Origin of the sequence: Binatus sp. (SeqCode) (genome assembly GCF_035272065.1) — a bacterium.
Taxonomy (GTDB): domain Bacteria; phylum Desulfobacterota; class Binatia; order Binatales; family Binataceae; genus Binatus.
Window position 1 is genome coordinate 1 of sequence record NZ_DATEQZ010000008.1, and the last position, 20418, is coordinate 20418.

14 protein-coding genes, 1 tRNA gene and 2 pseudogenes are annotated in these 20418 nt (G+C 62.1%); 13 read left to right on the plus strand and 4 right to left on the minus strand.

Annotated elements, in window-relative coordinates; translation table 11 throughout:
- The 9 genes and pseudogenes from VJX68_RS01065 to VJX68_RS01110 all read left to right on the plus strand — a co-directional run.
- Positions 1 to 497 (plus strand): site-specific integrase (locus tag VJX68_RS01065; protein WP_324093784.1); only part of this gene is annotated, 497 nt, incomplete at its 5' end.
- A gap of 12 nt (positions 498 to 509) precedes the next feature.
- Positions 510 to 605: transfer RNA gene (locus tag VJX68_RS01070), tRNA-Sec, on the plus strand.
- A gap of 82 nt (positions 606 to 687) precedes the next feature.
- Positions 688 to 2942: pseudogene (locus VJX68_RS01080) on the plus strand (molybdopterin-dependent oxidoreductase).
- Positions 2942 to 3403: a winged helix-turn-helix transcriptional regulator gene (locus tag VJX68_RS01085; RefSeq protein WP_324093786.1), complete on the plus strand. Its 462-nt coding sequence runs from the start codon at positions 2942 to 2944 to the stop codon at positions 3401 to 3403. Before VJX68_RS01080 ends, VJX68_RS01085 begins: the two are co-directional and overlap by 1 nt.
- A 25-nt stretch (positions 3404 to 3428) precedes the next feature.
- Complete coding sequence (locus VJX68_RS01090) at positions 3429 to 4103, plus strand: class I SAM-dependent methyltransferase (RefSeq protein ID WP_324093787.1); 675 nt, start codon at positions 3429 to 3431, stop codon at positions 4101 to 4103.
- Positions 4104 to 4290: 187 nt separating this feature from the next.
- Positions 4291 to 4782 carry a hypothetical protein gene (locus VJX68_RS01095; RefSeq protein WP_324093788.1) on the plus strand — a complete coding sequence of 164 codons (492 nt, stop codon included), beginning with the start codon at positions 4291 to 4293 and terminating at the stop codon, positions 4780 to 4782.
- Positions 4779 to 5222, plus strand: a complete 444-nt coding sequence (locus VJX68_RS01100) for a hypothetical protein (RefSeq protein WP_324093789.1) — start codon at positions 4779 to 4781, stop codon at positions 5220 to 5222. Before VJX68_RS01095 ends, VJX68_RS01100 begins: the two co-directional genes overlap by 4 nt.
- Positions 5223 to 6293: a phosphotransferase gene (locus tag VJX68_RS01105; protein WP_324093790.1), complete on the plus strand. Its 1071-nt coding sequence runs from the start codon at positions 5223 to 5225 to the stop codon at positions 6291 to 6293.
- A pseudogene (locus tag VJX68_RS01110) lies at positions 6248 to 7733 on the plus strand (amidase). Before VJX68_RS01105 ends, VJX68_RS01110 begins: the two are co-directional and overlap by 46 nt.
- A 23-nt stretch (positions 7734 to 7756) precedes the next feature.
- On the opposite strand, the gene VJX68_RS01120 reads toward VJX68_RS01110, so the two are convergent.
- The 3 genes from VJX68_RS01120 to VJX68_RS01130 are packed head-to-tail and all read right to left on the minus strand — an operon-like array spanning position 7757 to position 15227.
- Complete coding sequence (locus VJX68_RS01120; protein WP_324093793.1) at positions 7757 to 10882, minus strand: multidrug efflux RND transporter permease subunit; 3126 nt, start codon at positions 10880 to 10882, stop codon at positions 7757 to 7759.
- Positions 10879 to 13995: a multidrug efflux RND transporter permease subunit gene (locus VJX68_RS01125; RefSeq protein ID WP_324093794.1), complete on the minus strand. Its 3117-nt coding sequence runs from the start codon at positions 13993 to 13995 to the stop codon at positions 10879 to 10881. Before VJX68_RS01125 ends, VJX68_RS01120 begins: the two co-directional genes overlap by 4 nt.
- Positions 13992 to 15227 (minus strand): MdtA/MuxA family multidrug efflux RND transporter periplasmic adaptor subunit, encoded by a 1236-nt coding sequence (locus VJX68_RS01130; protein ID WP_324093795.1) that lies wholly within the window; start codon positions 15225 to 15227, stop codon positions 13992 to 13994. The genes VJX68_RS01125 and VJX68_RS01130 overlap by 4 nt, the downstream gene beginning before the upstream one ends.
- Before the next feature lie 164 nt (positions 15228 to 15391).
- On the opposite strand from VJX68_RS01130, the gene VJX68_RS01135 reads away from it, so the two are divergent.
- Both VJX68_RS01135 and VJX68_RS01140 read left to right on the plus strand, forming a co-directional pair.
- Complete coding sequence (locus VJX68_RS01135) at positions 15392 to 16021, plus strand: TetR/AcrR family transcriptional regulator (protein ID WP_324093796.1); 630 nt, start codon at positions 15392 to 15394, stop codon at positions 16019 to 16021.
- A 33-nt stretch (positions 16022 to 16054) separates the two neighbouring features.
- Positions 16055 to 16543 carry a CinA family protein gene (locus VJX68_RS01140; protein ID WP_324093797.1) on the plus strand — a complete coding sequence of 163 codons (489 nt, stop codon included), beginning with the start codon at positions 16055 to 16057 and terminating at the stop codon, positions 16541 to 16543.
- 316 nt (positions 16544 to 16859) lie between these two features.
- Here the strand turns inward: VJX68_RS01140 and VJX68_RS01145 are convergent, their stop codons facing one another.
- Positions 16860 to 18101 carry an MFS transporter gene (locus VJX68_RS01145; RefSeq protein WP_324093798.1) on the minus strand — a complete coding sequence of 414 codons (1242 nt, stop codon included), beginning with the start codon at positions 18099 to 18101 and terminating at the stop codon, positions 16860 to 16862.
- Positions 18102 to 18181: 80 nt separating this feature from the next.
- On the opposite strand from VJX68_RS01145, the gene VJX68_RS01150 reads away from it, so the two are divergent.
- Both VJX68_RS01150 and VJX68_RS01155 read left to right on the plus strand, forming a co-directional pair.
- Positions 18182 to 19597, plus strand: a complete 1416-nt coding sequence (locus VJX68_RS01150; protein WP_324093799.1) for a M20 family metallopeptidase — start codon at positions 18182 to 18184, stop codon at positions 19595 to 19597.
- 13 nt (positions 19598 to 19610) lie between these two features.
- Entirely contained in the window at positions 19611 to 20390 is a 780-nt protein-coding gene (locus tag VJX68_RS01155) for a VOC family protein (RefSeq protein WP_324093800.1), read from the plus strand.
- The last annotated feature ends 28 nt before the right edge of the window (positions 20391 to 20418 follow it).

A 20418-nucleotide genomic window follows, 5' to 3' on the forward strand; every position in this document is an offset into this window, starting at 1 on the left:
AAGAGGTGCGCCCGCGCTACTTCCCGCCGAAGACCAAGGCGGGCCGCCGCACGATTTCGATTCCCGAGTTATTGGTCGCCGATCTGAAACGCTGGAAGCTGCAGTGCGCGCAAGCCGAAGAGGACCTCGTGTTCCCGACGCCCGAAGGGAAGCCCGTCTGCAGAGACTGGCTCCTGCGCGTCGCGTTCTACCCGACCCTTTCAAGGGCTCGACTCAGACGCGTGACATTCCACACGCTCCGTCATAGCTGCGCCTCAGCCATGATCGCGGGGGGCGCGCCCATCACCGAAGTCCAGCATCGCCTCGGCCATGCCAATCCAGCGATCACACTCCAAGTCTACTCGCACTTCTTCAAGCACACGGAAGGCAACACGGCGGACCAGCTCGCCAATGCGATCCTGAACGGCGTCGGGCGATTGGGGAAACTCGAAAAAAGTGGGCACTTAGTGGGCACTCAGACCGATCCGCAGGTTGTGCAAGCCGTCGTAACCCCTTAATAAATAAAGCCCGGAGGAGGAAGGGGCCCGGTGGCCCCACCGGTCTTCAAAACCGGCTTGGCGGCTAATATTGTTGCCGGAGGGTTCGACTCCCTCCCCCCTCCGCCAGCTTGCCTCACGTGAGAACATAGTTCATTCTCTTGTTGAACTATGTAGTTCGGTAGATGAACTGATAATTTGGGAGATTTCGATGAGTAGTGAGGGCTGGCAGAAGACCGTGTGCATCCTGTGCAGCGTTAACTGCGGCGTCGATGTGAAACTCGACGGGCGCCACATCACGCGCGTCCATGGAAATCGCGAGCACGTCGCGTCGCAGGGGTATGCCTGCGAGAAGGCGCAGCGGCTCGACTACTATCAGAAGGCAGAGACCGCCTGAACTCGCCTCTTCGACGGCGCCCCGACGGTACATTCGAGGAAATCGACTGGGACACCGCCATCCGCGAGGTCGCGGCGGGCTTCAGGCGTGTGCGCGACACTTACGGCGGCGCGAGCATCTTCTATTACGGCGGCGGTGGGCAGGGCAATCATCTCTGCGGCAGCTACGGCGCATCGACGCGCTGGGCCCTTGGCTCGGTATTCAGCTCCAATGCGCTGGCCCAGGAAAAGACGGGCGAGTTCTGGGTGGATCATAAGCTTTTCGGAACAGGCCTCAGCGGCAGCTACCAGCAAGCCGAGGTGGCGGTATTCGTCGGCAAGAATCCATGGCAGTCGCACGGCTTTCAGCGTGCCCGTCCGATCCTGCGCGACATTGCGGCCGACCCGAACCGCGCGCTCATCGTGATCGATCCGCGCCGCACCGAGACCGCGGAGATGGCGGACTACCATTTGCGGGTGCGTCCCGGGACCGACGCATTTTGCCTCGCCGCGATTCTGGGGGTTCTCGTACAAGAGGATCTGATCAGTCACGACTACATTCGCGAGCGCACGCAAAATATCGATGGACTGTTCGCGGCGCTGAACGAGGTTCCGGTTGCGGACTACTGCGGGCGCGCGGGCATCAGCGAAGCGCTGGTTCGCGACGTCGCGCGCCGAATCGCCGGCGCTTCGAGCGTTTCGGTTTACGAAGACCTCGGCATCGAGCAGTCGCTCCACAGCACGCTCAACTCCTACCTGGAGGAACTGCTCTTCGCCGTGACAGGGAATATCGGGAAGCCCGGCGCGATGAATGCGGGGACAAGTCTGACCGGACTCTTCAGCGGCGCGCTATCGTCGCAGACGAGTCCGGTCGGCGGGCATCGCATCATCGGCGGGATGATCCCGGCCAACGTGATTCCCGATGAAATCCTGACCGACCATCCCAAGCGTTTCCGCGCGATGCTCATAGAGAGCGAAAATCCTGCGCATTCGGTCGCCGACAGCGCAAGAATGCGCGAAGCGTTGCCGGCGTTGGAATTCGTCGTCGTCATCGATGTTGCGATGACCGAGAGCGCACGCGAGGCGCATTACGTCTTGCCGGCATCTTCGCAATACGAAAAGTGGGAAGCAACCTTTTTCGGCGCGGCGTTTCATACCGAGACGCAATACGCGAACACGTTCACGCTGCGCGCGCCGATTCTCGATCCGATTCCAGGGACACTGCCCGAGGGAGAAATTCATCGCCGGCTGGTTCGCGCGATTGGCGCGATGACCGATGACGATGTCGCTCCTTTGCGCGCAGCCGCCGCCAAAGGAAGGTCCGCCTTTGCGATGGAGTTGATGCGAGTCGTTTCAGAGCGACCTCATTTGGCTGAGCTAATGACAGTGCTTCTATACGAGACTCTCGGCCCGACGCTGGGAGCTGGGAACGAAAACGCCGCGTCGGTCTGGGGCATCGCGCACAACTTCGCGCGGAGGTATCCGGAGTCGCTCCGCCGCGCGGGCTTCACCGGCGAGGGCGTCGAGCTCGGCGACGCGTTGTTCGATGCGATTTTGAAGAATCGTTCAGGGGTCGTGATCAGCGTCGATCCGTATGAGGAGACCTGGCGTAGAATTCACGACCAGAAGATCAACCTAACGATCGACGAACTGATGCCCGAACTCAAGTCTCTTCGGGATGAGCAACCCGCTCACGACCCGGAGTTTCCGTTCGTACTCTCGGCCGGCCAGCGGCGCTCCGGGACCGCCAATACCATCATCCGGGATCCGCAATGGCGGCCGAAGGATCCAGCGGGTGCGCTTTGGATGAACCCGGCAGACGCCTCAGCAATTGGTGTCCAAAGCGGCGGTCGCGTACGCATCATAACGAAGCGTGCGAGCGCCGAGAGTGTGGTCGTGCTGACAGATACGATGCTGCCTGGTCACGTCGCGCTGCCGAACGGGACGGGATTGTGGTACCCCGACCGTGAAGGCCAGGAATTTCAGCACGGAGTTGCGCCTAATGAGCTGACGGTGACCGAGGATCGCGACTGGTTCGCGGGCACACCCTTTCACAAGCACGTGCCGGCGCGGATCGAGGCGCTTGCCTGATGCGGCGAACTCGCTTCGACGATTGGCCGTGCCCGATCGCACGCACCACCGACCTGGTTGGCGATTGGTGGACGCCGCTCGTGATGCGCGAGGCATTCTCAGGCCGGCGCCGCTTCGAGGATTTCCAGCGCGCGCTGAAAGTTCCGCGCGCGGTGCTCGCGCGTCGGCTCGATCGACTGGTCGAGGAAGGTCTGCTCAAGAAAGTTTCTTATGAAGAGCATCCGCCGCGTTATGAATACCGCCTGACGGACAAGGGCCGCGCATTCTGGGACGTGCTAGCCGCGATGTGGCGATGGGGCAGCGATTGGCTGTGGGGCGAAGATGGTCCGCCGGTGATTCTGGTCGATAACGAAACGGGCCGCGAGGTGCGCCCGGTGGTGGTCGACGAAAACACCGGGGTTCGTCTTACGGGCCGCCGCCTACGAATGGGCCGCAAGTCGGACATTGGGGCGCATTCGTGATAGTCCGTAGTGCGAGGCATCGAAGGTGGACACCCCTCCTGACGACCGCTCGCAGCCATTTCAAAGACTGACACGCTGGCTGACGCCGAACCGCTCGACCGCTCTGCGCCAGTATCGATCGCGCGCACGCATCTACGATCTCGAGCTCTTATTGTTCGAGCCAGTGCGGCAACGCGCGATCGACCTGCTACGTCTCAAAATCGGCGACCGGGTTATAGATGTTGGATGCGGCACCGGGTTGAGTTTTTCGGCGCTGGAAGGGCTGGTCGGCCCCGACGGCTCGATCGTCGGAATCGAGCAGAGCCCCGAGATGCTCGAGCGGGCGCGGGCGCGTGCGGCCGAGAACAACTGGAAGAACGTCACGCTTATCTCGGCCGCGGTCGAGGAAGCAGCTATACCGGCGGCGGCCGACGCAGCGTTGTTTCACTTCACCCACGACATAATGCGCACGCCGCGCGCGCTCGCGAACGTGATCAGCCATCTCAAGCCGGGGGCGCGGGTAGTTGCGGCCGGGCTCAAGTGGGCGCCCGTCCGGACGATGCCGCTGAATCTCTTCGTATGGAACGCGGCGTTGCGATCGACGAGCACGCTCGAGGGCCTCGCGCGTCCGTGGAGCCATCTCGAGCCGCTGGTGTCAGCGCTCGAGGTCGAGCAGATGCTCGGCGGCACCGTCTATATCGCCAGCGGCGTCGTAAAGTAGCGCGTCCTTTTCTGATAATATTGGTGTATGGTGTCGCGAGGCTAGGAATCTCAACTACCGGCTCGCGACCCCGCCCAGTATGAGACATCTATTTGCTCTCGCGGTTCTTTTTTCCGCGACCGCCTTTTTCGGATGCGCCACTCAGCAACCGGATCAAACACAAGCGCAGCCTGCCGGCGCGCCGCAATTGGATTCGCAACTCGTGATAGCGCCCAAGGTCGCTGACGTGCCCGCGCATCCGTTGCCGTTCAAGGGCAAGCTGCTTTCCGGCGACGCGGCTGAGCTTCCGCCCGCGGTTGCGATGTCTCTTTCAGATACTGCGCCGGTGACCTTCACCTATCGCGAGGAATTGACGCACGATGACTATCACGTCCCGCTGGCCATCTCCGCGCTCGATCCCGCCAACCTTATTGGTGCTCCGCTCGGCGACATCGGCGTGACCGCGTTTGCGTCTTTGTCGATAAGCGCCGGCGACACGATCCTCGGCGACTACACCGCCAAGGAGCACGTCTCGAAGTCGTACAACATGTACTCGCACCCCACCCACAAGGAGGTGGATGACGCTGCGCGCGACGCTGTTCGACAAAGGATCGATCAAAAGCTCTACAAGGATGAGGCCAGGCTTGCGCAGGCCGCCGCCAGCGCCGGCAAATCTCCAACTGCATCTGTTGGCCAATGAATTGCCGGCTTCTGTTATTCTTGATCGGCGTTGTCGCGACAGCCGGATTCGGATGCGCCGTGCAGGGACAACCGTTTGAAAAAATCACGTCGCCCCCCGGCAACGCGGTGATCTACGTATACCGGCCCTACAGCTACGGGTCGTCCGCGCTTCGTCCCGCGGTAACGTGCGGCGAGGACACGGCGCGCATCGGTCCCGGCGGCTACCATGCCTTCGTAGTTCCGGCCGGCGAAAAGGTCGTCTGCAGCATCGAGACCGACACCGCCGACGAAGTGGAATTTCAAACCGAGCGGCGCTCGTACTACATCAGAGAAGAACTCGGATGGGGCTGGCTGACTGCCGTTCCGCATCTCAATCCGGTCGACACTGACGCGGCGCAGACCGAGATCCAGAGTTGCGTGCTGGAACCCCAGACTCAGCAGACCGGGAGCGCGAACTAAATGCGCGAGGACGACGTCACTCCGGTCCGCGAGAATCATCGCTTCGACGAATCTCGTCTCTGGCATTACCTGCGCGAGCGGATGCCAAATTTTCGCGGCCCGCTTGCGGTTCGGCAGTTCGTCGGCGGGCAATCGAATCCCACTTTCCTGCTGGAGACTCCGGACGCGCGTTTCGTCATGCGCAAGAAACCGCCGGGCACTCTGCTCCAGTCTGCTCATCAGGTCGAGCGCGAATATCGAATCATCAAGGCGCTCGCGGCGACCGATGTGCCTGTCCCGCGCGTGCACCTTCTGTGCGAGGACGCCTCGATAATCGGCACCGCGTTTTTCGTGATGGATTTTGTCGAAGGGCGCATCATGCGCGATCCGATGATGCTTGGCGCGAGTCCGCACGAGCGCGCGACGTGCTACGACTCGATGAACGACGTGCTCGCGCGGTTGCACAAGGTCGATTTCCGTGCGGTCGGACTCGGCGACTACGGCCGGCCCGAAGCGTACGTCGCGCGGCAGCTCGCGCGCTGGTCAAAGCAGTACGAAGCGTCGAAGATTGACGAGATACCCGAGATGGATCGGCTGATCGAATGGCTCGGGCGCAACATTCCCGCGGCTGACGAGACGACGATCGTTCACGGCGACTACCGGATGGAGAACATCGTCTTTCACCCCGTCGAGCCGCGCGTGGTCGCGGTGCTGGACTGGGAGCTGTCGACGCTGGGGCATCCGCTGGGCGACCTGGCGTGGGCCTGCCGCGCGTACCATTGCCCGCCCGGCATCGACGGCGTGTTGAGTTTTCAAGGAATGGATTTGAAGGCGCATGGGATTCCAAGCGAGGAGGAATTCGTCGCCGCATACTGCCGGCGAGTCGGCCGTAGCAGCGTCCCCGATCTGATGTTCTTCGTCGCGTTTTCGTTTTTTCGCGGTGCCGCGATCTCGCAGGGCATCGCGATGCGCGCGAAGATCGGCAACGCCAGCGGTCCCGATGCGGCGCTGCGCGGGGCGAAGGCGAGACAGACGGCCGAGCTTGGATGGGACGTCGCGCAGAAGTGCGAGGTCGCCAAGAGGAACTCGTGAGCAACCGCGAAATCGTTAATCTCGACGCGGTCGCGCTGTCGCGCGCGATCAAGTCGAAGCAGGTCTCGTGCGTCGAGGTGATGAACGCGTATCTCGATCAGATCGCACGGCTGAACCCGCGCGTCAACGCGATCGTCTCGATTCAGCCGCGCGAGCGCCTGCTTGAGCAGGCGAAGAATCGCGACGCGCAACTCGCGCGCGGCGAGCATCTCGGCTGGATGCACGGGTTTCCGCATGCGGTGAAGGATCTCGAGCCGACCAGGGGCATCCGCACGACGAAGGGCCCGCCGTTATTCAAGAATTTTGTTCCGCGCGATGACTCGATCATGGTCGAGCGAATCCGGAGCGCCGGCGGGATCATTATCGGGAAAACCAACGTGCCGGAGTTCGGCCTCGGCTCTCAAACTTACAATCCGGTCTTCGGCACTACGCTCAACGCATACGATCAGTCGAAGACCTGCGGTGGCAGCAGCGGCGGCACTGCCGTCGCGCTCGCACTCAGGATGATCCCGGTGGCGGACGGCAGCGACAACGGCGGATCGCTGCGAAATCCGGCTGCGTGGAACAATGTGTTCGGATTCCGAACTTCGTTCGGCCGGGTGCCGTCGCAGTTCTACGAAGTCTTCATCCCGCCTGTTTCAGTACATGGGCCGATGGCGCGGACGGTGCCGGACCTTGCGATGTTTCTTTCGGTGATTGCCGGATACGACGCGCGCACGCCCCTTTCGATTCGCCAGGATCCGGCCGAGTTCACGGGACCGCTCGATCGCGACTTCAAGGGCGCGCGAATCGGATGGGTGGGCGACTTCGGCGGACAGATTCCCTTCGATCCCGGGGTGCTCGAACTCTGCGAAGGGTCGCTCAAGGTTTTCGAAGGGCTCGGATGTAGCGTGGAAACCGCGATGCCTGATTATCTGCTCGAGCCCGTGTGGCAGAGTTGGCTGACGATTCGAGGCTGGAAAATCGCGGCCGAGTTCCGTGCCAGTTATCCCGATCCGGCACAACGGGCACTGATGAAACCCGAACTGCAGTGGGAGATCGAAAACGGCCTGAGGTCAACGGCGATGGACGTCGCGATCGCGTCGCGCGCGCGCACGGCGTGGTATCCAGGCGGTGCGCGAATTTTTCGAGAAATACGATTTCATGATCGCGCCCGCCGGCCAGGTCTTCCCGTTCGACGCAACAATTAACTGGCCGAAAGAAGTCGGCGGCGTGGCGATGGATAGCTACCATCGCTGGATGCAAGTGATGATTCCGATCTCGATGTCGGGCTGCCCGGCGCTCAGCGTACCAGCCGGCTTCAACGACCGTGGCTTGCCGATGGGAATCCAGATCGTCGGCCCGAATCACGCCGAGATGGCCTGCATGCAATTGGCGCATGCATACGATCGGGCGACCAATTGGGTAACAAAGCGCCCGCCGGCATTACTAAGTAGCTAGTGAAGTGGCTATTGGACGGATAGTCAGTCGGCTACGTGCGACTCGGCTGGCGCGGTTCTTGGGCGGCCGAGGAGGCGGCGCCACAGGCGCGACCATCCTGCGCTGACGCGGTCCAGGTACAAGTAGATTACGGGCGTCGTGTAGAGCGTCAGGACCTGGCTTACCAGCAGGCCGCCGACGATTGCGATGCCGAGCGGGCGGCGCATCTCGGAGCCGGTGCCGTTGCCGAGCGCGAGGGGCAGACCGCCGAGCAGCGCGGCCGCCGTGGTCATCATGATCGGGCGGAAGCGTAGCACGCACGCTTGGTAGATCGCGTCGTGCGGCGACTTGTCCTCGCGGCGTTGAGCCTCGAGCGCGAAGTCGATCATCATGATCGCGTTTTTCTTGACGATACCTATCAACAGGATGATGCCGATGAGCGCGATGATGCTCAGCTCGAAGTGGAAGAGCAGCAGCGCGAGAATCGCACCGACGCCGGCAGAGGGCAGCGTCGAGAGAATCGTGATCGGGTGGATGTAACTTTCGTAGAGAATGCCGAGCACGATGTACACGGCGCCGAGCGCGAACATGATGAGGAAGCCTTCGTTTTTGAGCGAGTCCTGGAACGCCTGCGCGGTCCCCTGGAAAGTGCCGCGGATCCCGGCCGGCATTTTTATTTGCGCCTCGGCTTGCGCGATCGCGTCAACCGCATCGCCAAGAGCGACGCCCGGCGCGAGATTGAACGAGATAGTCACGGACGGGAATTGGCCCTGGTGGTTGACGGCGAGCGCGGTCGTGTCGTTCGAGAAATGCGTGAAAGAGCCGAGCCTGACGAGCTGCCCGGTGCTGGAGCGCACATAGATCTGGTCGAGCGAATCGGGGTTCTGCCAGAACTGCGGAGCGACCTCCATCACGACATGGTACTGGTTGAGCGGCGTGTACATCGTGGACACTTGCCGCTGGCCGAACGCGTCGTAGAGCGTATCGTCGATGGCCTGCTGCGAGAGTCCCAAGCGCGAAGCGGTGTCGCGATCGACGACGACATTGGCCTCGAGGCCGCTGTTCTGCTGATCGCTGCTGACGTCGGTGAGAATCTTGACGGTGCGCAATTTCTTGAGCACTTTGGGCGCCCATTGGTTGAGCTCGCCGAGGTCGTCGCTCTGGAGCGTGAACTGGTATTGCGCGTTGCTCATTCTGCCGCCGATGCGCAAATCCTGAACCTCCTGCAAATAAAGATTGACGCCGGCGATGTGCGCGACCTCCTTGCGGATGCGCCCGATGACCAGGTCGGCGTTGATCTTTCGCTCGCTCAAGGGCTTGAGAGCGATATACATGTTCGCGGTGTTGGTCGCGCCGTTGCCGCCCGTGAATGCGATCACGTTGTCCACGGCCGGGTCTTTGTCGATGGCCGCGACCAGTTCAGTAAGGCGTTGCTTCATCGCTTGGAATGAAGTGTCCTGGTCGGCCTGCACCGCGCCCATCAGGCGGCCCGTATCCTGCTGCGGGAAAAATCCCTTGGGCACGACCCTGAACAGAAAAATGCTCAACCCGAGCGTCGCCAGCGCGATCATCAAGGTGAACGGCTGGTGATCCAGCACCCACAACAGGCTGCTTTCGTAACGGTCAAGCATGCCTTTGAAAAAGCGCTCGCTCGCCAGGTACCAGCGGTTATGTTTCTCATGGCCGTGCGGTTTGAGCAGGTGCGCCGCCATCATCGGCGTCGTGGTAAGCGAGATGACCAGTGAAACCATCACGGCGGCCGACAAAGTGACCGCGAACTCACGGAACAGCCGGCCCACGATTCCGGCCATCAGCAGAATCGGGATAAAAACCGCGACCAGCGAGATGCTGATCGATATCACCGTGAAGCCGATGCCCGCGGCGCCCTTGAGCGCGGCCTCAAACGGCGACATGCCCTGCTCGCGGTAGCGGGAAATGTTTTCGATGACGACGATCGCGTCGTCGACCACGAAGCCGGTGCAAATCGTCAGCGCCATCAACGAGAGATTGTCGAGGCTGTAGCCGCACAGGTACATGATGCCGAAAGTTCCGATCAGCGAGAGCGGAACGACGATTCCGGGAATCAAAGTGGCGCGCAGGTTACGCAGGAACAGGAACACCACCATGATCACGAGTGAGATCGAGATCAGCAATGTGAACTCGACGTCGCGCACGGAGGCGCGGATGGTAGTCGTGCGGTCCATGACCACGGCTAGATTGATCGCGGGTGAGATCGAGGCGCGCAATTGCGGTAGCGCCGCGTAAACTCGATCGACGGTGTCGATGATGTTCGCGCCGGGCTGGCGAAATACGATGATCAATACGGCCGGCTTGCCGTCAACCATGCCGGCGGCGCGGACGTTCTCGACTGAATCCCTGACCAGCGCGATATCGGAAAGCTGAACTGCGGCGCCGGAACCATTGGCATAGCGCACGATCAGCGGTTGGTAGTCCTCGGCCTTGAGCAGCTGGTCGGTCGTGCTCAACCCCCAGGTCTGGTTGTCGTCGGCCACTTCGCCCTTGGGCCGGTTCGCGTTGGCGGCAGCCAGGACAGTTCGCACGTCCTCGAGACCGACGCCGAGGTTGCTCATCTGGGTTGGATTCAGCTCGACGCGCACACCGGGCAGCGCGCTTCCGCCGACACTGACTTGCCCGACGCCTTCGATTTGCGAGAGCTTCTGCTCGAGGATCGAATCGGCCGCGTCGTACATCAGGCCGGGACGGACAGCGTTGGAGGTGAGCGCCAGAATGAGGATCGGCGCATCGGCGGGATTGACTTTTCGATAGGTCGGCTTGCTCGGCAGAGTCGTCGGCAGCTGTCCGGCCGCGGCATTGATCGCGGCCTGCACATCGCGCGCCGCGGCGTCGATATTGCGGTTCAAGTCGAATTGCAAAACGATGGCGGTGGCGCCGAGATAGCTGGTCGAAGTCAGTTCCGTCAGGCCCGCGATACGGCCGAATTGGCGCTCGAGCGGAGTCGCCACCGACGAGGCCATCGTTTCCGGACTCGCGCCAGGCAATGCCGCCTGGACCTGGATTGTCGGGAACTCGACTTGCGGCAGCGGCGCAACCGGCAGCAGCCGGAACGCGATCGCGCCCGCCAGCGCGAGCGCGATAGTCAGCAGCGTGGTTGCGACCGGCTTCCTTATAAAAGGTTCGGAGATACTCATGACGCTTGAGCCGGAACGGTTTCTGGAATGGCATCTCCTGCCCGCCACTTGGCAAATCGTGCCGCCATGCGGTCGAAGGTCAGGAAGATTACCGGCGTCGTATAAAGCGTGAGCACCTGGCTCACGAGCAAGCCGCCGACGATCGCAATACCCAGCGGACGGCGCAGCTCGGAGCCGACTCCCGTGCCCAGCGCGAGCGGCAATCCGCCGAGCAACGCCGCCATCGTGGTCATCATGATCGGCCGGAAGCGCAGCAGGCAGGCCTGGAAGATTGCCTCGTGCGGGGGCTTGCCGTCCTTGCGCTGAGCTTCGAGCGCGAAGTCGATCATCATGATGGCGTTCTTCTTCACGATACCTATCAGCAGAATGATCCCGATGAGGGCGATCACGTTTAGGTCCTGACCGCAGATCATCAGGGCCAGGATCGCGCCTACGCCCGCCGACGGCAGTGTCGAGAGAATCGTGACCGGGTGGATGTAACTCTCGTAAAGAACTCCGAGCACGATGTACACGGTGACGAGAGCCGCGAGGATCAGCAGCGGCTCGTTTTTCAACGACGCGCGGAAGGCCGCGGCGGTACCCTGGAACGAAGCCTCGATGCTCGCGGGCATCCCGATTTCCGCGCGTGCATTGTCGATTGCGGCGACCGCGTCGCCCAGCGCGTAGCCTGGCGCGAGATCGAACGAAATCGTCACCGCGGGGAACTGGCCCTCATGGTTGACGGCGAGCGGGGCCGCACCCGGCTCGAAGTGGGTGAAGGCGCTGAGCGGCACCTCGCCGCCGGTGCTCGAGCGAATGTAGATGTCGTCGAGCGCGTGCGGATTGCGCTGGAACTGCGGCGCCACTTCGAGCACGACGTGATACTGGTTGAGCTGCGTAAAAATCGTCGATACCTGCCGCTGTCCGAAAGCGTCGTACAAGGTTTGGTCGATCAGATTTGGCGTGATACCCAAGCGCGAAGCCGTCAGCCGATCGATGACGATATGCTCCTCCCAGCCCTCGTTCTGCTGGTCGGTCGCGACGTTGCGCAGCGCGGGCAGCGTCTTGAGCTTATCGACGAGTTTCCTGGTCCACAGGTTCAATTCGTCGGCGCTCGGATCCTCGAGGCTGTACTGATACTGCGTGCGGCTCACGCGGTCTTCGACGGTCAGGTCCTGCACCGGCTGCAGGTACAGCGTCATCCCGTTGACGGTCGCCAGCTTCGGCGCGAGGCGGTTGATCACGGTGGTGATATCGACCTTGCGCTCCTCGAGCGGTTTCAGGTTGATCAGTATCCGTCCGCTGTTGACCGTGGTGTTGGTGCCGTCGATGCCGACGAACGACGACAGGCTCTCGACGGCAGGGTCCTGCAGAATTATCTGAGCCAAGGCCTGCTGCCCGCGCACCATCGCGGCGAACGAGACATTCTGCGGCGCTTCGGAGACGCCTTGGATGACGCCGGTGTCCTGCACCGGGAAGAAGCCCTTGGGCACGACGATGTAGAGCGCGATCGTCAGCACCAGCGTCGCGATCGCAACCATCAGCGTTCCGAATTCGTGCTCGAGCACCCATTCGAGCGTGCGGCCGTAAAATGCGATCGTGTCTTCGAACACCTTCTCCGACTTGCGATAGAACCAGGTCTGCCGATCTTTGGGCGTATGCTCCAGCAGCTTCGCGCTCATCATCGGCGTCAACGTCAACGAGACGACCGCTGACATCAGGATCGTCACCGCCAGCGTGACCGCGAACTCGCGGAACAAGCGGCCGACGATATCGCCCATGAACAGCAGCGGAATCAGCACCGCGATAAGCGAGACGGTCAGTGACAGGATCGTGAAGCCAATCTGCTCGGCGCCCTTGAGCGCGGCCTCCAGCGGTTTGTCGCCTTCCTCGATGAAGCGCGATATGTTTTCGATCATCACGATCGCGTCGTCAACGACGAAGCCGGTCGAAATCGTCAGCGCCATCAGCGACAGGTTGTCCAGGCTGTAGCCGAGCAGGTACATCACGCCGAACGTTCCGATCAGCGAGAGCGGCACCGCGATGCTCGGAATGATCGTCGCCGACAGGCTGCGCAGAAAAAGGAAGATCACCATCACGACCAGCGCCACCGTCAGCATCAGCTCGAACTGGACGTCCTTTACCGACGCGCGAATCGTGGTGGTGCGATCTGTGAGGATTTGCACCCTCACCGACGAGGGCAGCGAGGCCTGCAAGCGCGGCATCAGCGCCTTGATGCGATCGACGACGGCGATGATGTTGGCGCCGGGCTGGCGCTGGACGTTGACGATCACGGCCGGCGTCAGGTTCATCCACGCCGCGGCCTTGACGTTCTCGGCGTCGTCGATCGCGTCGGCGACGTCGGAAAGTTTGACCGGCGCACCGCCGTGATATGAGACGATCAGCGGCAGGTAGTCCTTGGCTGTGAGCAGCTGGTCGTTGGCGCCGATCGTGAACGCCTGCTGCTTGCCGTCAAAGTTGCCCTTGGCCTCGTTGACGTTCGCGCTCGCGATAGCAGTGCGCAGATCCTCGAGGGTCATTCCGTACGACGCGAGCGAGGTTGGATTGGCCTGAATGCGCACCGAAGGTTTCTGGCCGCCGCCGATACTCACCAGTCCCACACCGGGCAGTTGGGAGATCTTCTCGGCCAGCCGCGTATCCGCGAGATCTTCCACCTGGTCGAGCGGCAGTTCCTTTGACGTCAACGCCAGCGTGAGAATCGGCGCGTCGGCAGGATTGGTCTTGCTGTAAACGGGCGGGTTCGGCAGATCCGCCGGCAGGTAAGTCGCGGCCGCGTTGATCGCAGCCTGCACCTCCTGCTCGGCAATATCGATGTTCAAGTTGAGGTCGAACTGCAGCGTGATGACGGAGCTGCCGAACGAGCTGTTCGAGGTCATCTGCGTGAGCCCCGGCACCTCGCCGAATTGCCGCTCGAGGGGAGCCGTTACCGAAGACGCTATCACGTCCGGACTCGCGCCCGGGTAGAAGGTCATGACCTGGATCGTCGGATAGTCCACCTGCGGCAGCGCCGACACGGGCAGTTGCTCGTAGGCGACGAGCCCGGCGAGCATCAGCCCGACCATCAGCAGCGAAGTCGCGACCGGCCGCAGTATGAACGGGCGCGAAAGATTCATTGAGTGACGCTCACGGGCGGGATGGCCGCGGTCTGCACACTCACGTGCGATCCTTGCTGCAGCTTGTCCACCCCGTCGGTGACGACCAGGTCGCCCACTGCAAGACCCTTGTCTATCGAGACCAGGTCGCCCTGGGTTGCGCCTACCGTCACCGGGCGCATCTCGACGGTATTGTCCGGCTTGACGGCATAGACGAACGAACCCTGCTGGCTCCGCTGGAGCCCGGCCGCCGGGATCAGAATCGCATTCGGAATTGTATTGACCAGCAGCTTCGCGTTGACAAACTGATTTGGGAACAGCGCGTTGTCCTCGTTGGGAAACGAGGCCTTCAACTTGATCGTGCCAGTGGATTGATCGATCTGATTGTCGGTCGTGAGCAGCGTTCCTTCCGCGAGTTTGTGCTTGAGGTCGCGATCGTAAGCCGCCACCGGCAAATTTGGGTTGGCCTTCATTGCGGTCTCGAGGCTCGGCAGATCGTCCTCAGGAATACTGAAATCGACCGCGATCGGCTGTAGCTGCGTGATCACCGCTATACCTGTCGTGTCGGTCGCGTGAATGATATTGCCAGGGTCCACCAGGCGGAGGCCCACCCTCCCCGTGATCGGCGCTGTGATGCGGCTGTAAGTCAGTTGAAGCTTGGCGTTATCAACGACGCCCTTGTCGCTCTCGATCGTGCCGGCGAACTGTCCGACCAGCGATTGCTGGTTGTCCAGGTCCTGGCGCGCGATGATCTTCTGGTCGTACAGTTCCTTGTCGCGCGCCAGCAGAATCTTGTTGTTCTCGAGCGACGCCAGGTCCTTCGCCAGCGTGCCCTCGGCCTGCGTGAGCTGCACCTGGTAGGGGCGCGGATCGATCTCAGCCAGCACATCGCCCGCCTTTACCATCTGTCCCTCGGTAAAATTCGCCTTGTTGAGCTGGCCGTCCACCCGGCTTTTGACGGTGACCGTGTTGTAGGCCGTCACCGTTCCAATCGCGGAGATGTACTGCTTCAAATCGCCGAGCTTCGCGGGCACCGCCGCGACCGGAACGATCGGGTGAACCGCTGTTGGAGTGACAGCGGAATCAGTGCTGCTGCGTCCCGTCAGATAGTAAATTCCAACTATTGCGACGACTAGGACGACCGCCCACAGACGCCATCGTTCCATGGCTTTTTCGAGCCAGCTTTGCACTTCGGCATCCTGCATAAATCGCGAAGCGTTGGGCTTTCCGGTCGTCGGGCCGTCTGAATCCATCATGTGCTCCGTCGCAGTCCTCTCCAAACTAGCAAAACACGATCCTGCATTTATTGTTGCAATTTTGGACCCGCCAGTCCATATTTCAGGTGTGCCGGAGGGGACTGCGGATCTACGAGCACCGATTAAGAATCTACGAATCCGATGAACGCAGGTTTCCACTTTTGAGTGTCAAGCGACAAACCGGTTCGCCGTCTATTCGCCGCAAGGAGGGCCGCGGCAGGCCGTCAACCCCGTTCCTGCGCGAGAGAATCCTTCAGAGTGCCGTGGAACTCTTTGCCGAAAGGGAATTCGACCTCGTGTTGATCGACGAGGTCGCCGCGCACGCGGGCGTCGGCAAGGGCAGCGTTTACCGCCAATTCAAATCGAAAGAGGAGCTCTACGCGGCCGCGGTAATCGACGGATTCGCGGAACTGCAACACGAAATCCGCTCGGCGCTGCCGGGATGCACCTCGATACGCGAGCAGGTCGCCGCTATCGTGCGACACACCGTCGTATTCTTCTGGAGCCGGCGCCAGTTCTTCGCCCTGCTGCGTGATCCCAAGATGTTGGCGTTATCGCAGGAACGCCAGTATCGGGCGCAGCGCAACGACTTGTCGCGATTGATCAGCGGGGTCCTCGATGACGGCATCAAGCGTGGCGCGATCAGGCCCGGCATCGACACTGGCATCGCGGCCGAATCGCTGCTCGGCATGATGCGCGGCATCAACCGCTACAGCCGCGAGTACACCACCCCAGAGCGCGCGGTCGATGTCGTCACGTCGATCTTCCTCGACGGATGCGGCCCGCGATAGCATTGCGGCAATTCTAAACCGGAAGAGGCCCACATGCAGAGTATGCTGCCACTGGCGGAAAAAATCGCCGCGATGCTCAAAGACCGGCGCGAGAACATCGCCGTCGCCGAATCGACCACCGGAGGTCTCATCTCGGCGGCGCTGCTGAGCGTCCCGGGCGCGTCGGCGTACTTCATCGGCGGCGCCGTCGTTTACACGCTGAAGGCGCGGCGCGCGATGCTCGAGGTTCCCGATTCCGCATTCGCCGGAATCAAATCGGTCACCGAAGAAGGCGCAATGATCCTCGCGCGCGCCGCTCGCACGCGATTCGCAGTCACCTGGAGCATCGCAGAGATCGGCGCAAGCGGCCCCACCGGCAATCGCTACGGCGACGCGGCCGGCCACAGTTGCATCGCAGTCGCCGGCCCAGTCGAGCGCGCGCTCACCGTCGAAACAGGAAGCCCCGACCGCCTGGCCAACATGCGCACGTTCAGCGCCGCAGCATTGAACCTGCTGATTCAAAGCATGGATGTAGCCGTCTGATCCCTCGCCCGTTATTTCACGGGAGAGGTCAGGTGAGGGTTCTGCGACTCGAGTAGAACGCCAACCGGGGCGAGGGCGCTGCGTTGTTCTCTCCGTCCGTGGATCGTTCGCTTCTTTGCGTCATCGTGACTAGTGCCCACTCCGCGACCGGTTCTCCGGTTAGGGGTTAGGTTTGCACGGATCGTTGCGATTTCCGCGCCGTCGTTTTCTTTTTGTCATCCTTGTATGTCGTCAATGAAGCGAGCAACGCGAGCGCAGGATGACAACTAATGCCGACAGTGCTTCCCTTACGGCACACGAAGCCGACCCACCCACTTCACGGCGTCACCTCCGACAGCCGATCCACTTCGCGCAAGCTCGGAAACAGCCGATACCACACCGCCACGATGACCAGTGTGCCGACGCCGCCGATCACCACGGCCGGCACCGTGCCGAACCAGGTCGCGGTGACGCCGGATTCGAACTCGCCCAGCTCGTTCGACGCGCCGACGAACAGCCTGTTCACCGCGCTCACACGGCCGCGCATCGCGTCGGGCGTCGCCAGTTGGGTAAGAGTCGTGCGCACGTAAACGCTCACCATGTCGGAAGCGCCGAGCACGAACAGAGCCGCAATCGAAAGCGCGAAGTTCCGCGACAAGCCGAAGACGATCGTCGCAATTCCGAAAATCGCGACGCACGCGAACATCGCGAGCCCCGCGCGTCGCTGCAGCGCCCTCTGGCCGAGCGCCAACCCGAGCATCGCGGCGCCGAGCGCGGGCGCGCTGCGCAGCACTCCCAGCCCGAGCGGGCCGACGTGCAGAATGTCGCGCGCATACACCGGCAACAGCGCGGTCGCGCCGCCGAGCAGCACCGCAAACAAATCCAATGAGAATGCACCGAGGATCAGCGGCTTGCGCCACACGTACGCAATCCCCGCCGTGACTCTCTCCAGCACTGTCGTGTCGGCCTCCGCCTCGTAGCGCACACTTCGGCTGCGGATACCGAAAATCACGACTGCGATAATCACAAACAGCGCCAGGCAGACCCCATAATCCACGGCCGGACCGAGAATATAAATCGCACCGCCGATCGCCGGTCCCGCAATCACCGCTACCTGCGAGGTCGAGGAACTCCACGCGACGGCTTGCGGAAACTGATCCTGCGGCACCAGCAGCGGCACGAAAGACTGCGCGGCCGGTCCCATAAAAGCGCGCGCCGCTCCAAACAGCGCGAGCACTGCGTAGAACGGCCAGATGACGGCGGTCCGCGTCACCGCCAGCATCAGAAAACCGCCGGCCGCAATAGCAGAGAACAAATGACTGATTACCAGGATTAGTCGGCGATCGAAGCGGTCCGCCAGATGCCCGGCAGGAATCGTGCACGCCATCATCGGCAGGAATTGGAACAGGCCAACGTATCCGAGCGCCAGCGGGGTCCGCGCGATGCTATAAATCTGCCAGCTCACCGCCACCGACTGAATTTGCATAGCGAGAATGGCGAGGAACCCGGCGCTCAGGTAGCGGCGAAAGTCGCGATGCGAGAAGACACTAGGACTTGCGGTCGTGGGCGAGGCATCCATCGGCCCTCCCGTTTGTATTGGAACCGCGGAGCCGAATCGACATTTTGCCAATCGCCACCAATCTCGCGTAGGCTTTCGTCATGGACAAGTCAGCGATTCGGTCTCACATCGAGCGGCTTTGGGATGAATCCATCGTCACGGAACTGGTCGAGTACATTCGCATTCCCAACAAGTCGGTCGCGTTCGATCGCGACTGGAAGGCGCACGGCCACATGGACCACGTCGTCGCGCGCTTCGAGGATTGGGCGTGCCGCCAGCCGATTCGCGGGATGAAGCTGGAAGTCGTGCGGCTCGAAGGGCGCACTCCGCTGCTGTTCATGGAAATTCCGGGCGACTCGAAAGATTGCGTGCTGCTCTACGGGCACATGGACAAGCAGCCCGAGATGACGGGATGGCGCGAAGGGCTGGGGCCGTGGAATCCGGTGCTCGAGGGCGATCGCTTGTATGGCCGCGGCAGCGCCGATGACGGCTACGCGATGTTCGCGTGCCTCGGTGCGATCGGCGCGCTGCAGGCGAACTCGATTCGACACGCACGATGCGTCGTCGTCATCGAGGCGTGCGAAGAAAGCGGCAGCTTCGATCTGCCTCATTATATAGAGCATCTCGCGCCCCGAATTGGGCAGCCGAGCCTGTGCATCGCGCTGGACTCGGGCTGCGGCAATTACGAGCAACTGTGGCTGACCACTTCGCTGCGCGGTCTCGTCGGCGGGAGGCTCCAGGTCGAGGTGCTCACCGAGGGCGTGCATTCGGGCGACGCCGGCGGTGTCGTGCCCGACAGCTTCCGCATCGTGCGCCAGTTGCTAAGCCGCGTCGAGGACGAGGCTACGGGCAAGGTGCTCGCGCCGGAGTTCTACGCGACAATCCCCGACGCACGCCTCAAGCAGGCGGCCGCCACTGCGGCGGTGCTCGGCGACGACATCCACGTGAAGTTTCCGTTCATCGAACACACGCGTCCCGTCACCAACGATACGACGGAGCTAATCCTTAACCGCGCCTGGCGTCCCGCCCTCTCGATCATCGGCGCCGACGGTCTGCCGCCGACTGGCAATGCCGGCAACGTGTTGCGTCCTAGCACGGCGGTGAGTCTGTCGCTTAGGCTGCCGCCAACCGTCGATCCAAAAGTCGCGTCGCGAAAGCTCAAAAGCATTTTGGAGAAAGATCCGCCGTACGGATGCAAGGTTACGTTCCAGCCCAACTGGGGCGCCAGCGGATGGAACGCGCCGGAACTGTCGCCATGGCTCGAGCGTAGCCTCGATGCGGCCTCGAATGACTACTTCGGCAAACCGACTGCCTATATGGGCGAAGGCGGCACTATTCCGTTCATGGGGATGCTGGGTGAGAGGTTTCCACAATCGCAATTCCTCATCACGGGAGTGCTTGGACCTCACGCCAACGCGCACGGGCCCAACGAGTTTCTGCACATACCAACGGCCAAGAAGGTTACGTGCTGCGTAGCGAAGGTGATCGCCGACCATTTTACTCGCAGTACAACCTGAGACGGAGGAAGCCATGTCGATTCGACTTCGCCAGATTGCGCTGGTCGCCAACAAGCTGGCACCGGTGATTGACGATCTGAAGAGCGTGTTTGGACTAGAGGTCTGTTACATCGATCCCGGGGTCGGAGTGTTCGGGCTGGAGAATTCGCTGCTGCCGGTCGGCAACAATTTCATCGAAGTGGTCGCGCCTATCAAAGACGGCACTGCGGGCGGGCGTTACCTAAAGCGGCGCGGAGGCGACAGCGGCTACATGGTCATCTGCCAATGCGACAGCCACGCGGCACAGCTCGAGCGCCGCGAGCGCGCGCGAGAGATGGGCATTCGAATCGCGTGGGAGCGCGAGAGCGGCGAGTATCACGTGATGCAGTTGCATCCGGCGGACACGGGAGGCGCTTTCTTCGAGATCGACTGGGATGCGAAGGGCGAGCCGGAAGGTAATTGGGCGCCGGCGGGCGGGAGCGGGTGGCGCAAGGCGAAACGTACGGAGGTCGTCAGTGCATACTCCGCGGTGGAGCTGCAGACGCCCGATCCGGCGGGACTGTCCGAGCGATGGAGCAAGATTTCGGGCGTGCCGGTTCGCAAGGATGCGCGCGGGCGGCTCGAGATGCCGTTCGAGAACGCGAGCGTCAGATTCGTAGAGGCGACCGACGGGCGCGGTGAAGGCTTGTCGGGAATCGACATGGTCGTCGCGGATCGCGCGCGGCTGAATTCCGCCGCGGAACGCCGCGGATTGCTGATTTCCGGCGACCATCTGACGATTTGCGGCACGCGGTTCTACTTAGTGTCGCCATAGTCTGACGGCGCGAGCCGTCGGTGCTCGA